This window comes from Glutamicibacter sp. V16R2B1 (assembly GCF_005774635.1).
GTDB lineage: Bacteria > Actinomycetota > Actinomycetes > Actinomycetales > Micrococcaceae > Glutamicibacter > Glutamicibacter creatinolyticus.
In genome coordinates this window covers 1-17,360 of the sequence record NZ_VATX01000013.1, presented here as the reverse complement: position 1 = coordinate 17,360, position 17,360 = coordinate 1, and the positions used below count along the sequence as shown (strand labels likewise).

Below are 17,360 nucleotides of genomic sequence, written 5' to 3'. Positions count from 1 at the left end.
CTTCTCCTCAGGCATGGGAACGGTTCAGGGCTAGGGCTTCAAGTTCGGCAACGGAAATCTGGGCCAGTGCGGCCACTTCCTCTTCCTCCACCGCACCGCAGGCCAGGCCGCGGTGGATGTAGCGGGCCAGCGCACGGGCGGTCGCCGGCTCATCCATGATCGCCGATTCGATCTTGTGGACGTAGTTGCGCAGCCGGGTGGCTGCCGCTTCAAGGTTCTCCCGGAAGAAGGAGAAGGTTGCCAGGTAGCGGGTGACCAGCTGGTTCTCGTGCAGGTCCCAGCCCTGGTAGATGCCTCGTTCCAGGTGGCGGCGCACCAGGCGGGCGTGCAGCGCCCAGGCGGCGGCCACGTTTTCCGGGTCCCCGGCGGGCAGGATGTTGGTCGAGCCGTCGGAGAGCTCCACCCCGGTGCCGGCCACCACAACCTGCAGCACGTCCTTGGCGAAGTCCGCCACCGGGTGCTCCATGGACTGGTAGGCGGCGGCCACCCCGAGCGAGGCCGAGTAGTCGTAGGTGCCGTAGTGCAGCGAGCAGACCCGCCCCTTGCCGGCGTGGATCAGCTGGGCCACCGGGTGGGTGCCGTCCGCGGCGATGATCACCTGCGGGGTCTCCACCTGCACCTCGAAGCGCAGCGAACCGGCCTCCAGGCGGTGGGCGGCCTCCAGCTTCTCGGCCAGGAACACCATGGCCTCGACCTGGGCCACGGTGGTGACCTTCGGCAGGGTCAGGCGCAGCCCCTGCGGCAGCGGGCCGTGGCTGGCCAGCTGGGAGATGAACACATCCAGGGTGCGCACCGCCCGGGCCCGGGTCTCGGCCTCAAAGCACTTGAAGCGGATCCCGATGAACGCCGGTGCGGTGCCGGCGGCCACCGCACCGGCGACCGCGTCGGCGGCGGCCGCTGCGGCCGCGTCCTCCTCGGCGTCGGTGCGATGGCCGAAGCCGTCCTCAAAATCCAGACGCAGGTCTTCGATCGGCTCCCCGCGCAGCTTCGCGGCCACCAGGGCACCGAGCTTCTGCCCTTCGCGCAGCCCCAGGTTCCCGGCCAGCTCGGCCAGGCCCTCGGCACCGCCGACGGCGGCCAGGGCGTTCGCGCCCCAGCGGGCCGGCAGTTCGGCGGTGTAGCGGTCGGCCGGGACGTACACGGTGTGCACCGGCTGGCGGGCGCCGGTGTCCCCGGCATAGCTGGTGGCCAGCAGCTGGTCGGTGGCGGCCAGCTGGCCCTCCACGGCGGCGAGGGTCGCCTGATCGAAGACTGTGTTCATTACTTGCTCACGTATTCCTTTTCCAGTAGTTCGTAGGCCGGCAGGGTCAGGAAGTCAACGAAGTCCTCGTCCCGGCCGCTGACCAGCTTGCCGATCAGCTCCGCTGCCGGCTGGTAGTAGGCGGCGAAACGCTCTTCGTCGTTCACTTCACCACGCAGCCGCTCAACTTCCTCGGCCAGCAGGGTGGAGACCATTTCGGCGGTAATGGTGTTGCCGGTGTCCTCGGCGACCACCTCGTTGCGGATCTGCTGCCAGATCTGCGAACGGGAGATCTCCGCGGTGGCCGCGTCCTCCATCAGGTTGTGGATCGCCACCGCGCCGTTGCCCGAGAGCCACACGGCGGTGTAGGCCACGGCCACGTACAGGTTGGCGCGCACGCCCGCCTCGGTGACCTTGCCCGGGGCGCTGGCCACGTCCAGCAGCTGCTCGGCGGTGACTTCCACCTCCGGACGCTGTTTGTCGATCTGGTTCGGCTTCTCGCCCAGCACCGAGTCGAACACCTCGCGGCAGATCGGCACCAGGTCCGGGTGGGCCACCCAGGAGCCGTCGAAGCCGTCGGTGGCCTCACGGGTCTTGTCGTCGCGCACCTTGGCGAAGGCGGCCTCGGTGACCTCCGGTTCGCGGCGGTTCGGGATGAAGGCGGCCATGCCGCCCATGGCGAAGGCCCCGCGCTTGTGGCAGGTCTTGACCAGCAGCTCGGTGTAGGCGCGCATCATCGGGGCGGTCATCGCCACGTCCGCGCGGTCGGGCATGATGAAGTCGGCGCCGGCCTCGCGGAAGGTCTTGATGATGGAGAACAGGTAGTCCCAGCGTCCGGCGTTCAGGCCCGAGACATGGTCGCGCAGCTCATAGAGGAACTCGTCCATCTGGAAGGCGGCCGGGATGGTCTCGATCAGCATGGTCGCGCGCACGGTGCCGTGCTCGATGCCCAGCTCCTGCTGCGCGAAGGTGAAGATCTCATTCCACAGGCGCACCTCCAGGTAGTGCTCCATCTTCGGCAGGTAGTAGAACGGACCCTGCCCGGATTCGGCCAGCACCTGGGCGTTGTGGAAGAAGTGCAGCCCGAAGTCGACCAGCGCGCCCACGGCCGGCTTGCCGTTGACCTGCACGTTGTTCTCATTCAGGTGCCAGCCGCGGGGGCGGACCACCACGACGGCCAGCGGCGCGTCGGTGCGCAGCGAGTAGGTCTTGCCGTCCGGCTGGGAGAAGCTGAGCTCACCGCGGGCGGCGGCGCTCAGGTTCGCGATCGCGTCGATGACATTGTCCCAGCTGGGGGTGGAGGCGTCCTCCAGGTCGGCCAGCCACACCTTGGCGCCGGAGTTCAGCGCGTTGATGGCCATCTTCGCCGGAGAGGCCGGGCCGGTGATTTCCACGCGGCGGTCGCGCAGCGCCTCGGGGGCCTCGGCGACCTTCCAGTCGCCGTTGCGCACGTGCTCGGTTTCTGGGTCGAAGTCGATGCGCTTGGCGGCCGAGTACTCGGCGCGGCGCTCGTCACGGGCGGCGACCAGCTCGTCGCGGGTGCCGGCGAAACGCTCGTGCAGCTTCTCGATGAAGGCCAGCGCCTCATCGGACAGGATGTCCTGGGCCGCGGGCACGTTCGGGATGCGTGAAATGGAGATGGTCATGGTGCTCCTCATACCTCTGTGTTCTTTGTGATTGCTCTCAATGTCAGTTCGCTGCCCGAGCCACGGCGGCGGCCACCTCGGAGGCCACCTGCGGGTCGAACACCGACGGGATGATGAACCCCGGATTGAGTTCCGCTTCGCCCACCCGTGCCGCAATCGCGTCTGCGGCGGCCAGCAGCATGGCGTCGGTGATGTCCGAGACGCCTGCGTCCAGCAGCCCGCGGAAGAAGCCCGGGAAGGCCAAGACGTTGTTGATCTGGTTGGGGAAGTCGCTGCGACCGGTGGCAACCACGGCGGCATGCTTCCCGGCAACCAGCGGATCCACCTCGGGATCCGGGTTTGCCATGGCGAAGACGATTGCGTCCTTGTTCATGGCCGCAATGTCGTCCTCGTCCAGGACGTTCGGGGCCGAGACGCCGATGAACACATCGGATCCGGCGACGGCTTCCTTCAGGGAGCCGGTGAAATTCTCTGGGTTGGTGTTCGCCGCCAACCAGCTGCGGTGCTCGTCCGTGTAGTCCTCGTTGCGGCTGATCGCACCGTTGCGCCCGCAGGCGATGATGTTGGTGGCGCCGCGCGCGGCCAGCAGCTGGATGATCGCGTTGCCCGCGGCCCCCACCCCGGAGACCACGATGCGCACCTCGGAGAGGGACTTGCCGACCACCAGCAGGGCATTTTGCAGGGCCGCGAGGGTCACGATGGCGGTGCCGTGCTGGTCGTCATGGAACACCGGGATGTCCAGCTCCTCGCGCAGGCGCGCCTCGATCTCGAAGCAGCGCGGCGCGGCGATGTCCTCCAGGTTCACACCTCCGTAGACCGGGGCCAGGGCCTTGACGATCTTGACGATCTCGTCGCTGTCCTGCGTATCCAGGCAGACCGGCCAGGCGTCCACGTCGGCGAACTGTTTGAACAGGGCGGCCTTGCCCTCCATGACCGGCAGCGCGGCGGCCGGGCCGATGTTGCCCAGGCCCAGGACGGCCGAACCATCGGTGACCACGGCGATGGTGTTGCGCTTGACCGTCAGGTTGCGGGCGTCGGCCGGATTTTCGGCGATGGCCTTGCAGACGCGGGCCACCCCCGGGGTGTAGGCACGGGAGAGGTCATCGCGGTTGCGCAGGGCCACCTTCGGCACCACTTCGAGCTTGCCGCCCAGGTGCATCAGGAAGGTGCGGTCCGAGACGTTGCGGACGTTGACCCCGTCCAGTTCGTCCAGGGCGTCACGCACGCGCTGGCCGTGTTCGACGTCGGCGGTGTTGCAGCTGACGTCCACCACCATGTACGCGTGATGCGATTCGGTGACGTCCAACGCTGTGATGTCTCCGCCAGCCCGTCCTACCGCCGCAGCCAGTTCGCTGGTGGCGGTGATTGATGCGGGGGTCTGGACCCGCAGGGTGAGGGAATACCCCGGGCTTGGTGCTGCCATGATCACTCCTCGTGATGAAAAAGTTTCCGTATAGTGGATATTAGTATCTGTAAAATGAAAACACAACCCATTTTTGTGGACTGCGACACAAGTTTCAAGCAGATGACTTTTCGGATCGTGGAATTTTCGGCCCAATGTCCGGTATTCTCTTAGTTAACAACCCATGAAAAACAGCCTCCCCAGGGAGTCCTCACCCTTTGGACGCTGTGGCGAGACTGCGTAGAGCAGTCAGGCAAGGAGCGAATTATGACCGAGGTCAAGGCCCGGGCCACCGGCGGAGTGCAATCGGTCGAGCGTGCCTTTGAGCTGCTGGAAGTCATCGCCCGGGCAGGCGGGGAGGCAGCGCTGAGCGAACTGGCCGCCGATACCCCGTTGCCGCTGCCCACCATCCACCGACTGCTGCGCACCCTGGTCGGCGTGGGCTACGTCCGCCAGCTGCCCAACCGCCGATACTCCCTGGGCCCACGGTTGATCCGACTGGGCGAGGTCGCCAACCGCCAGCTCGGCGCCCTGGCCACCCCGCGGCTGAAGGAACTGGTCGATCACCTGGGTGAGAGCGCGAACATCGCGGTGCTCGACGGTGACATGGTCACCTACATCGCCCAGGTGCAGTCCACGCACTCGATGCGCATGATCACCGAAGTGGGCCGCCGCGCGATGCTGCACCACTCGGGGGTGGGCAAGGCGATCCTCTCGGTGCTGGATGATGAACGCATCCAGCGACTGGTAGCCCAGGCCGGCATGCCGGCCAAGACGCCGAAGACCATCACCACCCTGGGCAAGCTGTTCACCGAAATCGAGGCCGTGCGCGAACGCGGCTACGCGGTGGACGAGGAAGAGCAGGAATTGGGCGTGCGCTGTTTTGCGGTGCCGGTCCCCGGGGCCCCGACCCCGATGGCGATCTCCGTCTCCGGGCCGGTCTCCCGGGTGGACGCGGACTTCGCCAAAAAGGCGGTCCCGGAGCTGCAGGCCGCAGCGGCCGAACTCGGGCGCCAGCTGGTGGCCGTCACCGAATAGCCGCGCGGTTCTCGCAGGCGGGCTCCAGGCGTGGGAGGGAACCGATACCGGTCCCTCCCACGCCTCTGCCATGCCCGGGCCCGCCAGCCCCGCGGCCGAAGGACAGACCGCGGGGCATCCCGGCGTCGCCTGCCGGGGAGGGGATTTCCCCGGGGCCACTGGCGTAGAGTCAAAGCAAGGGGCGCACAGCCGCCAACACCGCACCCAGGAGGGCCTACGCATGAAGATCGCCATGGCGCAGGTGCTAAGCACCGCCAACCCACAGCAGAACCTGCAGATCATCCGGGAGACCGCTTCCCGCGCCGCCCAGGAAGGGGCGCGCATCGTGGTGTTCCCCGAGGCCATGCACATCGCCATGGGCAATGACCTGCTCGAAGCGGCCGAACCGCTGGATGGCCCCTGGGCCAACGGTGTGCGGCAGATCGCCGAGGAGCTGGGGGTGCTCATTCTGGCGGGCATGTTCACCCCGGGCGTCGGGAACCGGGTGCGCAACACGTTGCTGATCACCGGTGCGGGGGTCGACACCGCCTACGACAAGCTGCACCTCTTTGACGCGTTCGGCTTCCTGGAGTCGGATTCGGTGACCCCCGGGGAGCAGCCAGTGCAGTTCGAGCTGGACGGCCTGACCTTCGGCGTCGCCACCTGCTATGACCTGCGTTTCCCCCGGCTGTTCACCCACCACGCCCAGCAGGGAGCCGTGGCCACCCTGGTCTCGGCGTCCTGGGGTGCAGGACCGGGGAAGGCCGAACAATGGTCCACGCTGGCCCGCGCCCGCGCCCTGGACACCACGACCTTCATCCTCGCCGTGGACCAGGCGGATCCGCAGAGCGCCGGAATCGCGGTCAGCGGCGCCGCGCCGCGCGGGGTGGGACGCTCGGTGGCCGTTGACCCCCTGGGCCGGGTGCTGGCCGAGGCCGCAGAGGCCATCGAACTGCTCCTGGTGGAGGTGGACCCGGCGCTCATCGACCAGGCCCGGACGGCGTTGCCGGTGCTGGAGAACGCGCGGCAGATCTAGCCTTCCACCCCCAGCGCGCGGCGGTTGCCGGTGGGGAGGGCCCGTTGGCGGGCGAACTCCACAGTGGGCGGACTGGACAGCCCTAGTAGAATTAAGGCTGGAGGTGTTCATGACTCGTCGACCTACTCGCGTGCGCGGCGAACTCGAGCGCGAACTGATGCAGATCCTGTGGGACAGCACTGAACCGTTGGGGATCCGCGAAATTCAGGATGTCTTCACCGGGCATATCCCGGCCTACACCACGTTGATGACTTCCCTGGACCGGCTGGAAAAGAAGGGCCAGGTCATCCGCATCGAGGAAGGCCCGCGCAAGATCCGCTTCCGGCCCACCCATTCCGGCGGGGAGCACACCAGCCTGGCCATGACCGCCGCACTCAATGCCTCGTCGGACAGTGAGGCGGCCCTGCTGCGCTTCGCCGGCAACCTTTCCGATGAGCACCTTGACCTGCTGCGCCAGGCCATCGGCCCCAAGAGCGCGAAGCAGAAAACCCGGTAACCACCATGTTGGTTGCACTCTGCTTCGGCGTCACGGCCATCGCCCTGCTGCTGTTGGCCCCGGTCGCCCTGACCACCGGCCAATGGCAGGTACGCCGGCCCAAATTGGCGTTGGCCGGCTGGTTCGGCTCATTCTTCATCGGCGCGCTGTGCGCCGGCGCCATGGTGGTCAGCCTCGTGGTCGCCGCCGTCACCACAACCGCCTCGACCAGCCTGACCAAGGCCGTGGCGACCGCGGTATTCTCCTGGCTCGCCTTGGCCGTAGCCGGTGCGATCATTGCCCTGGTCTTCGCGTTCACCGAACCGTTGAACGCCTCCCAGCGTGCCACCCTGCGAAAGATGGCGCCCACTGCGGTGTCCCGCGAGAAGCGGAATGAGTTCACCTTCGTGCGCTTCGAGGTCGCCGAACCGGTCGCGTGCGCCGTGCCCGGACGGCTGCCCCAGATCCTGGTGTCCACCGGGCTTGAGGACCTGCTCAGCGCCCCGCAGCTGCAGGCGGTGCTGGCCCATGAATACGCCCACCTGCGTCACCGCCACGGTTGGGTGGTGCGCATCGCCGAGCTGAACGCCCTGTGCCTGCCGCGCTTCTTCTCCGCCGGACACCGTCTCAAGCAGGCGACCTTGTTGCTGGTGGAATTGGCCGCCGACGACACCGCGGCCAAGCAGGCCGGGGCCGTCAATCTGGCCAACGCCCTCTGGCACATGTCCCAGGAGACCGGGGATGCGGGGATGCTCTTGCGGGCTCAACGGCTGACACTGCGGCGCTGGCCCCTGGCAGCACGCTGCCAGGTGCCCGACGCGATCCGGATTTAGGCCGAGGCGGCCGCCGGGGACTCCAGCTCGGTGGCGCGCTCTTGCTCCTGCAACCAGTTGAGAACCTGGGCCCACACCTGCTCCCCCACTCCGCGGCGCATCAGCCCGTGGTGGCCAATCTTCTTTAGCCCCAGCTCGCTGGGCTTTACCGTGCGGCGCTCAACCTGCGCATTGCCCAGGTGAGCAGTGAGCCGGTCCATCTGTTTGGGCGAGGCCCACAAATCATCGCTGGCCCCCACCGCCAGCACCGGAATCCTGACCCGATCGGAGCGGGCTTCGGCTTCCATGCTCGGGTCGTCAAAGAAGTATTCGCGCTTCTGCGTCCACCTGGACCACTCAAACAGCGCGGCGGCCGGAATATCCTCACCCAGCGTCAGTTTCTTGCCCGGCATGTATCCCAGCAGCCTGGTCAGCAGCGGCCCAAAGACGGTCAGGACCAGGCGCACCCGCAAACGCTCCTGCCATGGGCTGATGGTGCGTATGGCGGCAATATGGCTGGAGACCACGACCGCTGCGCTGAGTTTCTCGGTGCCGTAGTCCAGCACCAGCGCGTGTCCCCCCACGCTGTGCCCGATGGCGTAGTGCGGCAGGTTGGGATAGCGGCCGGCCGCCCAGTCCGCGACGGCCGCCACGTCCTGCTGGATCCAATCCCGCATGCGGATTTGCGGGTGGGCCTTGGCCTCACCCGATAACCCGGTCCCGCGGAAGTCATAGGTGATGGTCAGCAGGCCCGCTGCGGCCGCATATTCGGCGAAGGCCCGGTAGAAGCCCTGCGGCGTCGCGGTCGCCGAGTGAACGAGCATCACGCCCACGGGTTGCTGGCTGGGCTTGTAAATGGTCGCGGCCACCCCGTCACGAACGGTTACGGGTATCCGCACATGCTCACGAATGACTGCTTGTGTGTCCATGATCACCATGGTAGCCATAAGTTACTAGCTAGTAAACAAGTTGCCCCAGACGCCCCGGACGCCGGCTGCCCGCCACAGCGGTTCTACCCCTCGCGGGAGACCGGCGAAGGACTTGGCACACCGGACGCTTCCCCACCCTCGCCAGGGATCGGGTCCTCCTGGGAGAACTGGGTCCGGTACAGCTCGGCATAGCGGCCGGCGCGCCGCAGGAGCTCGCCATGCGTTCCGCGCTCAACGATGCGGCCACCTTCCACGACCAGGATCTGATCGGCGGAGCGGATGGTGGAGAGCCGGTGGGCAATGACCAGGGCGGTGCGGCTCTCCAGCGCCTCACCGAGCGCCGCCTGCACGGCGGCCTCGTTAGCGGAGTCCAGTGCGGCGGTCGCCTCGTCGAGAATGACCACCTGCGGCGCCGCCAACAGCAGGCGCGCAATGGTCATCCGCTGGCGCTCCCCTCCCGAAAGCCGGTAGCCGCGTTCGCCGACCACGGTTTCCAGCCCATCCGGCAATGCCTGGATCGTGGGCTTCAGGCGGGCCCGCTCCAGCGCCTCCCAGATCTCCTCCTCCGTGGCGTCGGGCTTGGCCAAACGCAGGTTGGCGCCGATGGTCTCGTGGAACAGGTGTCCATCCTGGGTCACCATCGACACAGTCGCACGCAGCGATTCAAGCGTCACCTTCCGCACGTCCACTCCGGCAAGTTCGACACTGCCGCTATCCACGTCGTAGAGCCTCGCCAGCAGGGAGGCGATGGTGGATTTCCCGGCGCCGGAGGAGCCAACCAGCGCCACCGTGGAACCGGCAGGAATTTCAAAGTCGATGTCATGCAGCACCGTCTGCCCACCGCGCGTATCCAGCACCGCGACGTCCTCCAGTGACGCCAATGAGACCTTCTCGGCGCTGGGGTAGGCGAAGGAGACGTGGGAGAACTTCACCGGAACCGGACCGGGGTCCAGGACCCGCGCGTCGGGGGCGTCGGTGATCAGCGGCTTGAGGTCCAGCACCTCAAAGACTCTGTCGAAGCTGACCAGGGCACTGGTGATTTCCACCCGCGCGTTGGCCAGGGCGGTGAGGGGAGTGTAGAGGCGGGTCAGCAACATTCCCAAAACCACCACGTCACCAGGGGCCAACGCCCCACGCACCGCGTACATGCCCCCCAAGCCATATACCAGGGCCAGCGCGAGCGCAGCCACCAGGGTCAGCATCGCAACGAAGAAGAACTGTCGCATCGCGGTCTTCACCCCGATGTCCCGCACCCGGCCGGCGCGCAGGGCAAAGTGTGCTGATTCATCGGCCGGGCGACCGAACAGCTTGATCAGCGTGGCACCCGGCGCAGAGAAGCGTTCGGTCATCTGGTTGCCCATGGCGGCGTTCAGTTCGGCGGATTCCTTGCGCAACACGGCCACGGATTTTCCATAGCGGCGGGCCGGCAGCAGGAAGACCGGCAGCAGCACCAGGGCCACCAGGGTGACCTGCCAGGAGGTGGAGAGCATCACGCCGGCGGTGAGCACCAGCGCCACGCTATTGGACACCAGACCGGACAAGGTCCCGGCGAAGGCAGCCTGCGCGCCGATGACGTCATTGTTCAGGCGGCTGACCAGCGCGCCGGTTCGGGTCCGGGCGAAGAACGCGACCGGCATCTTTTGCACGTGGTCGAAGACCGCGGTGCGCAGGTCATAAATGATTCCCTCACCCAGCCGGGAGGAGAACCAGCGCACCACCACGGAGACCACGGCGTCGAGGACCGCCACCACCGCGATGATCAGGGCAATGGTCAGAATTGTCCTGATGCTGCTCTGGGCGACGATCTCATCGACAATGCGTCCGGCCAGGACAGGGGTAATGACCGCCAGCACCGCCGAGAGCACCGAGAAGAGCACGAATACCAGCAGCCGGCTCTTGTAGCGGGCCGCGAAGGCCAGGACCCGCCGTGGGGTGGTGGGCGCGTAGGCCTTGCCCTTGTCCCCTGACATTCGCCACAGCGAATGCCAGGCAGCGTTTTCCATGCTCATTATCTGTTGCGCTCCAGCTCAGGGTCTTGCCGGGACTCTCCGTCTGCTCATGGCGGGATGTCCCCAGGAAATTCTTGGCCCGCCGACGCGGGCCTGTCGATGGCATAACGCCTTTGCGGGCCGAACACTTCCCGAACGCCCCACAATCGGCTTCGAGCATACTCGTTAACGGACCGAAGCCCCGGCCACATTGCTGTGGTCGGGGCTTCGGTCAAGGCCCGGGTATCGGGCTAGTGCCTTGGATGGGGGCCACTGTCCGCGTCACCGGCTTCGGAGGATGAGTCCTCCTCGACCGGTGTTTCAGCGTCCGTCGCGTCAGTGGCCTGAACTTTTGGATTGGCTTAGCTGTTGCAGCTCAATCTGTCCCGTCATCACTTGCTCGAACTCTTCGCTGGTGACGACCGGGATCTCCTGCCCGTCCTTGTCGATCAGCTTGCCGTCCTCGAAGCTGTCGCCTTCCAGCAGTCCGCAGATTTCCTCCTGCTTGACCATGCGGGGCGGAGCGGCGGCAAAGACCGAGCCGTCCTTGCCCATCGAGCCGCGCTTGAACTCGTTGAACAGCAGGTTCAGCAGGACGGCCATGATGGCGGCCGAGGAGATGCCCGAGTGGAAGATGGTTTCGAACCAGGTCGGGAAGTTCTCGTAGAAGTCGCCCTTCACGATCGGCAGGCAGCCGAAGGCGATCGAGGCGGCCACGATGACCAGGTTCGCGCTGTCGTACTTGACCTTCGACAGGGTGCGGATGCCCGAGGCGGCCACGGTGCCGAACAGGACGATGCCTGCGCCACCCAGGACCGGCATCGGAATGGCGGCGACCACGCGGCCCAGGATGGGCAGCAGGCCAAGGACCACCAGGATGCCGCCGCCGGCGGCCACCACGAAGCGGCTGGTGATGCCGGTGATGGCCACCAGGCCGACGTTCTGGGCGAAGGCGGACTGGGTGAACGTGTTGAAGATCGGGGCCACCACGGAGGAGGCCATGTCGGCGCGCAGGCCGTCGGCGATGCGCTTGGAGTCGACCTTGGTCTTGGCGATCTCGCCCACGGCCAGGATGTCGGCGGTGGTTTCGGTCAGGATCACCAGGACCACGATGGTCATGGAGATGATGCCGCCGATTTCAAAGACCGGCCAGCCGAAGGCCAGCGGCTGCGGGAAGGCGAAGAATGCGCCCTCGCCGACATTGGAGAAGTCAGCCATGCCCAGCATCGCCGCGGCAACGGTGCCGATGACGATGGCCAGCAGGATCGAGAGGCGGGACAGTGCCGCGCTGCCAACCTTGGAAAGCAGCAGCACGATCAGCAGGGTGCCGGCGGCCAGGCCAATGTTGGCCAGGGAGCCGTAGTCCTCAGACTTGGCATCTCCGCCCATGGCCCAGTTCGCGGCGACCGGGGTCAGTGAGACACCGATCATCGTGATCACCACGCCGGTGACCACTGGAGGGAAGAACCTGATGATGCGGGCAAAGAATGGGGCGATTAGGAAGCCGATGAGCGATGCGACCAGCACTGCGCCAAACACGGCCTGGATACCACCACCACCATTGACGATGGCGACCATGGTGGCCACCGAGGCGAAGGAGGTGCCCTGCACCAGCGGCAACTGGGCCCCGAAGAACGGGATGCCCACGGTCTGCAGGATGGTGGCCAGGCCGCCAACGAACAGACAGCTGGCAACCAGCACACCGATTTCGGTGCTGCTCAGGCCAGCGGCGCCGCCGATGATCAAGGGTGGGGCGATGATGCCGCCGTACATGGTCAGCACATGCTGCAGACCGTAGGCAAAAGTCTTGCCCAGAGGTAATTTCTCGTCCTCGGGACGCTGCCTTTTGATAGATTCTGAGTGCGCAGCGCTCATGGCTGACCTCCTTGTAGTCAGTCGCTGCCGGGATGTGCCCGTGTTGCACCACGGGCACATCCCAAGCACGGAGTTGGGTTAGATAAACGCCGGGACGTTGGCCCAGATGGCGTGGTTGGCCGGCACACCTTCACGGGTGACGGTAGCTTCGATCAGACCGTACGGGCGGTCAGCGGCGAAGAACACTTCGTTCGGGTTGTCCTGGCCAAACGGCTCCAGGTCAACCAGGAAGTGGTGCTTGTTCGGCAGGGACATCTTGACCTCTGCGATCTCCGGGTGCGCTTCCAGCACGGCCTTGCCCATTTCGAACATGGTCTGCTGCAGTGCGTAGGAGTGGGTGTCGGCGAACGCGGTCAGCAGAAGCTTGCGGACCGAGTTGTACACCGCGTCGTAGTCGATGCCGGCCTTGATGGCCTCGGCATCGTAGCGCCAGCGGGCGCTGACGTCGGTGGCCAGGATGCGATCGCTGGTTTCCTTCAAGGTGGTGTACTTGTCCACCGGGAAGCCGTGGAACTCGCTGCCGGTCGACTTCAGGACGGTCAGGTCCTCGATGCCGGCGACGATGTTCTTCTCACCGTTTTCGCTGATTTCCAGCACGGCGGTGCGGAACTCGGACTTGTTGCGCGAGAAGGCGTGGTCGTGATCGTTGATGCGATCCCAGAAGTACTCTTCAGCTGCCCAGCGGCCGCCGGTGATCCACTCGAACTCACCGGTGAAGTGCTCACCGAGGTTGATCAGGAATTCCTCTACGGAGCGCACGCCATTGCGCGCCAGGCCGTAAACGGTGTTCTTCTGGGTGTCGGTGGGGACAACGCGGCCGTTGTCGCCATCGATGTGCGCGGCGGTGAAATCGCCGTGCAGCTGGCTGGTGACGTTCAGATCCTGGATCTGGTGACGGTCGGTGTCGCGGGTGATCTTCACCAAACGGACTTCGGCCTTGCCGTACTGGTTCTGGCCCAGGACAATCTTGGTGTCGGTGGCTGCCGGTGCGGTTGCTTCGGTAGTCATTGTTCTAACTCCCTCGGTACGTGGAATATGCAAACGGGCTGATAAGAAGAGGTACGTGGTAATGCTCATCGACGTTGTTTACGTAGAAGTCGATGCTTACCGCGGGGAAGAAGCTTTCCGTTCCCTGCTTCCCGAAGTAGGCGCCGGTCTCGAAGGAGACCCGGTAGTGCCCGGCTTCAACCTGTATCGGTCCCAGGTTCTTGATGCGGCCATCCGCATCGGTTGAACCGGATCCGATTTCTTGCCAGCCGGATGCCGTCTTGGCTTCCAGCGTGGCCTTGACACCGGAGGCAGGCCTCCCGGTCCCGGTGTCGAGTACATGGGTGGTGATGTGACTGCGTTCAGTCGAAACATCTGCCATTGATAACTAACTCCTTGGTTAAGGCGTCTTCTGGTGAGGTCGGTGGCGGTCTAGTTCTGGACCGCGTTGGAAAGACGCAGCACTGCGATGGCCCGCAGCTGCTCGGCGACTTCCCGAAGTTCGGTGTCGTCATCGTTACCCAGGCGGCGTTGGCACTCCGCGAGGATCTCCTCGGTGGTGCGTCCGGCGGCGCGGATCAGGAAAACGCGGGAAAAGCGTTCCTCGTAGGCCCGGTTCGCCTCGATGAGGCGGGCGTTGACGTCTTCGTCCAGGTTCAGGGCGGCCTGTTCGTTGCGCGAGAGCTTGGCTTCTGCGCTTTCGCCGGCCGCACGCTCCCCGATACGGGGGTGGTGGGCCAGGGCTGCTTCGATCTCCTGGGCGGTAAAGGGATTGGCACTGCGTTCTGCGGCCTGCGTGAGGTCGCTGACGTCAGTGAAGGGACGTGCAGCAATCAGCTCGTTAACCCAGCGGTCGATGTCAATGCAGGGGCGCAGGACGTCGGCGGCCTCAGAGTTATCCAGCGAATTGAACACTGCAAGTTCCATGGGTGATCAGCTACTTTCAGAAAAAGTCGAACCTCCACGTTCCGGTCGCTGACACCCTTACCACCGGCTGGCAGTGCCGGCTTCGACTCGATGTTTCTGGATCGTGGAATCTTTGTTCCACTACTGTAAGCCACCTCACAGGTGTTCCGTCAAGTGGTTCAGGTCACGAAGTTTAACAAGTATGACTTAATCGGGTTTCTGCCCGCGTTAACTAACAATTTTGGGTTTACCCCTTGTAATGCCCTCGGAAGCCCGGCATACTGTTTTCACACAATAAAACTTAAGTTCCACATCTTGGAATTTACGAACACCCCAAGGAGGGTCGCATGACCGCTATTTCATCGGCAAATACGAATTGTTCCAAGGAAGAGCCAATGGTCCTCGCGGCCACCGAGGCACTGCGCACCGGCTTGTTCCAGCCTGTTCCGTGCGTGGACCCGGACCTCTCCCCTCGGCTGAAGATCACCGAGGTGACCCCCGGATTCTGGGATCGGCTGTTGCGCCGGTAGGAGTGCGGGCCGCGAGGCATCAAGACCACGTAGAGATCATGTCCCTGAGGCGTCGGGCATGGTCTTTACGTCTTTAACGGGTCATTGCGCACATTCCGCCGACCTGCCACGGACCGAAGCTAAATCCAGCTCGATACTACAAATCGGCGGTACCGGATCCCAGTTTTCTTCATGGCTGCCGTTGAATGGTATCGACCTATTTCAGGAAGAGCTGCGAGAGCACGGGTAGAACAACGACGGAGAGCACGCACGTAATCACAATGGCCAGGGCCGTGGGTTCCCCGTCCCCGGTATCGGCTTGGGCCATGATGTACGCGGTGGCCGAGGTCGGCATCGCCGCCATTAAGATGGCGGTATTGAACCACAAGGGATCCAGCTCCGGGGCCAGCAGCAGGAGCAGTGCGACCGTCAGCAGTGGAAGCGCCACCAGCTTGCCCAAAACCATCAAGGGCATCATCGCCCGTGATCCTGGTTCGCCGGCGCCGGTCGGTACCCCGCGTTGCCGCAACCGCTGCACGGTGCGACGCAGCGACAACCCAATGGTGAACAATGCGCCGGGAGCGGCCGCGGCGGCCAGCAGGTCGACGGTCTCATCCAATGGCCCCGGAACGGGCAACTGCCAGATGGCAACGGCACCGCCAAGCAACATGGCCCACGTCACCGGGTTGTAAACCAGCGCCTGGCGGATGGTGCGCAGGATCCGCCCGCCGCTGGGCTTGTGCGGGTGGGCCGTACCAGCTGGCAGCATGAGCTGCGCGAGCACGGGGAACCCCACCATGAAGATGACGTTGTGCACCAGCTGGCCCATTCCGGCGGCAAATCCCGCCGACGGGCCAAGCACCCCAAGGATCACCGGTATCCCCAGGTAGGAGACGTTACCGAAGCTGGTGGTCAGCATCCCGGCCATGGCGCGGGGCGCTGAACAACGCACGAGGTATCGGTAGGTCACCCAACACAGGAGCGCGAATCCCAGGGCAGCGCCGGCACTGATGCCCAAAAAGGCTCCCGGAACGCCCTCGCTGACATTCGCGTGGGCCACCACACGATAGAGCAGCGCGGGCAAGGCAACGTAGAAGACAAAGACGTTCAGGGCTGGCTCGACGCTGGCGGGAAACTTCGGTGAGTAGCTCGCGCCATAACCGACGAGCATCACGAAGAACAGCGGCAATACGCCATAGAGTACGTCGAGGAACACGCCTCTCCTTATTTTTCCTTCTGTGGGCTCTTCAAGGGTAGTAGTCCATGGCCGGGGAATGGGAAACGGTGGCCACACGCTCCTTCACGGGGAAGGGGTGTGGCCACCGTTTATGAATCCCAACGGTTCACGGCCCCGGGTGGGGCCGTGAACCGGTGGGTGGGTGGTTAGGCGTCGCCGCCAGCGTTGCCCGAACGTCCCGCGTTGGGGTTGTTCAGGTCATACTTCTGATGCGCCTTGATCGGGGTATCAGCCGGGATCTCGCCCCGCTCCGCCAACGCCTGCAGGGTCTTGACGACCAGGGAATGCGCGTCGATCTTGAAGAACCGGCGCGCCGCGGCCCGGGTATCACTAAACCCAAACCCGTCCGCTCCCAGGGTGTGGTACTCACCGGGCACGTAGGGGCGCACCTGTTCAAGCACCGCCCGCTGGTAATCACTGGTCGCGATCACCGGGCCGGTCGCCGATTCCAGCTGACCGGTCAGGTACGGGGTCGGACGCGTAGCACCCGGGTCGTCCATGATGACCTGGTCGCAGCGCTGACCTTCCCGGGCCAACTCGTTCCACGAGGTCACCGACCACACATCGGCAGACACTCCCCATTCGGTGGCCAGGATGTCCTGGGCTTCCAACGCCCACGGCACCGCGACCCCCGAGGCCAGCAGCTGGGCGCGCGGCCCGTCAATCGAGGCTTCCTTGAGCAGGTAAATGCCCTTGATGATCCCCTCAACATCCACGTTTTCCGGCTCGGCCGGCTGGATGATCGGCTCGTTGTACACCGTCAGGTAGTACATCACGTTCGGATCCGGGTGTTCCCCGCCATACATGCGCTCCAGGCCTGAACGCATGATGTGCCCGATCTCGTACCCGTAGGCCGGGTCGTAGGCCACCACCGCCGGGTTGGTCAACGCCAGCAGCGGGGAATGCCCATCAGCGTGCTGCAGCCCCTCACCGGTCAGGGTGGTGCGTCCAGCGGTCGCGCCGATCACGAACCCGCGGGTCATCTGATCCGCTGCCGCCCAGAACGCGTCCCCGGTGCGCTGGAACCCGAACATCGAGTAGAACACGTAGATCGGGATCAACGCTTCCCCGTGGGTGGCATACGAGGTCCCTGCCGCGGTGAACGAGGCCACCGCCCCGGCCTCGTTGATCCCGGGATGGATCAACTGCCCCGAGGCCGATTCCTTGTACGCCAGCACCAGGTCACGGTCCACCGACAGGTAGTTCTGCCCGGCCGGGTTATAGATCTTCTTCGTAGGGAAGAACGAGTCCATCCCGAACGTGCGCGACTCATCGGGCACGATCGGCACGATCCGGTGCCC

General features: G+C 65.2%; 15 protein-coding genes and 1 pseudogene. 5 read left to right on the top strand and 11 right to left on the bottom strand.

The window, feature by feature from the left end:
• Positions 1 to 7: 7 nt before the first annotated feature.
• The 3 genes from FDN03_RS09145 to FDN03_RS09135 are packed head-to-tail and all read right to left on the bottom strand — an operon-like array spanning position 8 to position 4,309.
• Positions 8 to 1,261, bottom strand: a complete 1,254-nt coding sequence (locus tag FDN03_RS09145) for an aldolase/citrate lyase family protein (protein WP_138176210.1) — start codon at positions 1,259 to 1,261, stop codon at positions 8 to 10.
• The gene (gene aceB, locus FDN03_RS09140; protein ID WP_138176208.1) at positions 1,261 to 2,886 is read right to left on the bottom strand and encodes a malate synthase A; all 1,626 of its coding nucleotides are present in this window, start codon (positions 2,884 to 2,886) and stop codon (positions 1,261 to 1,263) included. Before aceB ends, FDN03_RS09145 begins: the two co-directional genes overlap by 1 nt.
• 43 nt (positions 2,887 to 2,929) lie before the next feature.
• Entirely contained in the window at positions 2,930 to 4,309 is a 1,380-nt protein-coding gene (locus FDN03_RS09135; RefSeq protein WP_138176206.1) for an NAD-dependent malic enzyme, read from the bottom strand.
• Positions 4,310 to 4,555: 246 nt separating this feature from the next.
• Between FDN03_RS09135 and FDN03_RS09130 the strand changes: the two genes are divergently transcribed.
• From FDN03_RS09130 to FDN03_RS09115, 4 genes are all read left to right on the top strand, one after another.
• Positions 4,556 to 5,326: an IclR family transcriptional regulator gene (locus FDN03_RS09130; protein WP_054821505.1), complete on the top strand. Its 771-nt coding sequence runs from the start codon at positions 4,556 to 4,558 to the stop codon at positions 5,324 to 5,326.
• A gap of 220 nt (positions 5,327 to 5,546) precedes the next feature.
• Positions 5,547 to 6,341, top strand: coding sequence for a carbon-nitrogen hydrolase family protein (locus FDN03_RS09125; protein WP_138176204.1), 795 nt, complete (start codon positions 5,547 to 5,549; stop codon positions 6,339 to 6,341).
• A gap of 109 nt (positions 6,342 to 6,450) precedes the next feature.
• Entirely contained in the window at positions 6,451 to 6,837 is a 387-nt protein-coding gene (locus FDN03_RS09120; RefSeq protein ID WP_054820938.1) for a BlaI/MecI/CopY family transcriptional regulator, read from the top strand.
• A gap of 5 nt (positions 6,838 to 6,842) precedes the next feature.
• The gene (locus tag FDN03_RS09115; RefSeq protein ID WP_138176202.1) at positions 6,843 to 7,649 is read left to right on the top strand and encodes a M56 family metallopeptidase; all 807 of its coding nucleotides are present in this window, start codon (positions 6,843 to 6,845) and stop codon (positions 7,647 to 7,649) included.
• Here FDN03_RS09115 and FDN03_RS09110 read toward each other — a convergent pair.
• The 6 genes from FDN03_RS09110 to uraD all read right to left on the bottom strand — a co-directional run bounded on the left by FDN03_RS09110 (position 7,646) and on the right by uraD (position 14,334).
• Complete coding sequence (locus tag FDN03_RS09110; protein ID WP_138176200.1) at positions 7,646 to 8,557, bottom strand: alpha/beta fold hydrolase; 912 nt, start codon at positions 8,555 to 8,557, stop codon at positions 7,646 to 7,648. The genes FDN03_RS09115 and FDN03_RS09110 overlap by 4 nt on opposite strands.
• An 83-nt stretch (positions 8,558 to 8,640) precedes the next feature.
• Complete coding sequence (locus FDN03_RS09105; protein ID WP_138176198.1) at positions 8,641 to 10,566, bottom strand: ABC transporter ATP-binding protein; 1,926 nt, start codon at positions 10,564 to 10,566, stop codon at positions 8,641 to 8,643.
• 315 nt (positions 10,567 to 10,881) lie between these two features.
• Complete coding sequence (locus tag FDN03_RS09100; RefSeq protein WP_138176196.1) at positions 10,882 to 12,420, bottom strand: nucleobase:cation symporter-2 family protein; 1,539 nt, start codon at positions 12,418 to 12,420, stop codon at positions 10,882 to 10,884.
• 78 nt (positions 12,421 to 12,498) lie between these two features.
• A complete protein-coding gene (gene pucL, locus FDN03_RS09095) occupies positions 12,499 to 13,428 on the bottom strand; it encodes a factor-independent urate hydroxylase (protein WP_054820934.1) in 930 nt (309 codons plus the stop codon).
• 4 nt (positions 13,429 to 13,432) lie between these two features.
• Positions 13,433 to 13,789 carry a hydroxyisourate hydrolase gene (gene uraH / locus FDN03_RS09090; protein WP_054820935.1) on the bottom strand — a complete coding sequence of 119 codons (357 nt, stop codon included), beginning with the start codon at positions 13,787 to 13,789 and terminating at the stop codon, positions 13,433 to 13,435.
• 50 nt (positions 13,790 to 13,839) lie between these two features.
• Positions 13,840 to 14,334, bottom strand: coding sequence for a 2-oxo-4-hydroxy-4-carboxy-5-ureidoimidazoline decarboxylase (gene uraD / locus FDN03_RS09085; RefSeq protein WP_138176194.1), 495 nt, complete (start codon positions 14,332 to 14,334; stop codon positions 13,840 to 13,842).
• Between the two features lie 326 nt (positions 14,335 to 14,660).
• Between uraD and FDN03_RS09080 the strand changes: the two genes are divergently transcribed.
• On the top strand, positions 14,661 to 14,843 hold the full coding sequence (locus FDN03_RS09080) for a hypothetical protein (RefSeq protein WP_138176192.1): 183 nt from the start codon (positions 14,661 to 14,663) through the stop codon (positions 14,841 to 14,843).
• A 196-nt stretch (positions 14,844 to 15,039) separates the two neighbouring features.
• Here the strand turns inward: FDN03_RS09080 and FDN03_RS09075 are convergent, their stop codons facing one another.
• A complete protein-coding gene (locus FDN03_RS09075) occupies positions 15,040 to 16,038 on the bottom strand; it encodes an AEC family transporter (protein ID WP_138176190.1) in 999 nt (332 codons plus the stop codon).
• Positions 16,039 to 16,205: 167 nt separating this feature from the next.
• Positions 16,206 to 17,360: pseudogene (locus FDN03_RS09070) on the bottom strand (pyruvate dehydrogenase (acetyl-transferring), homodimeric type); the annotation flags it as partial.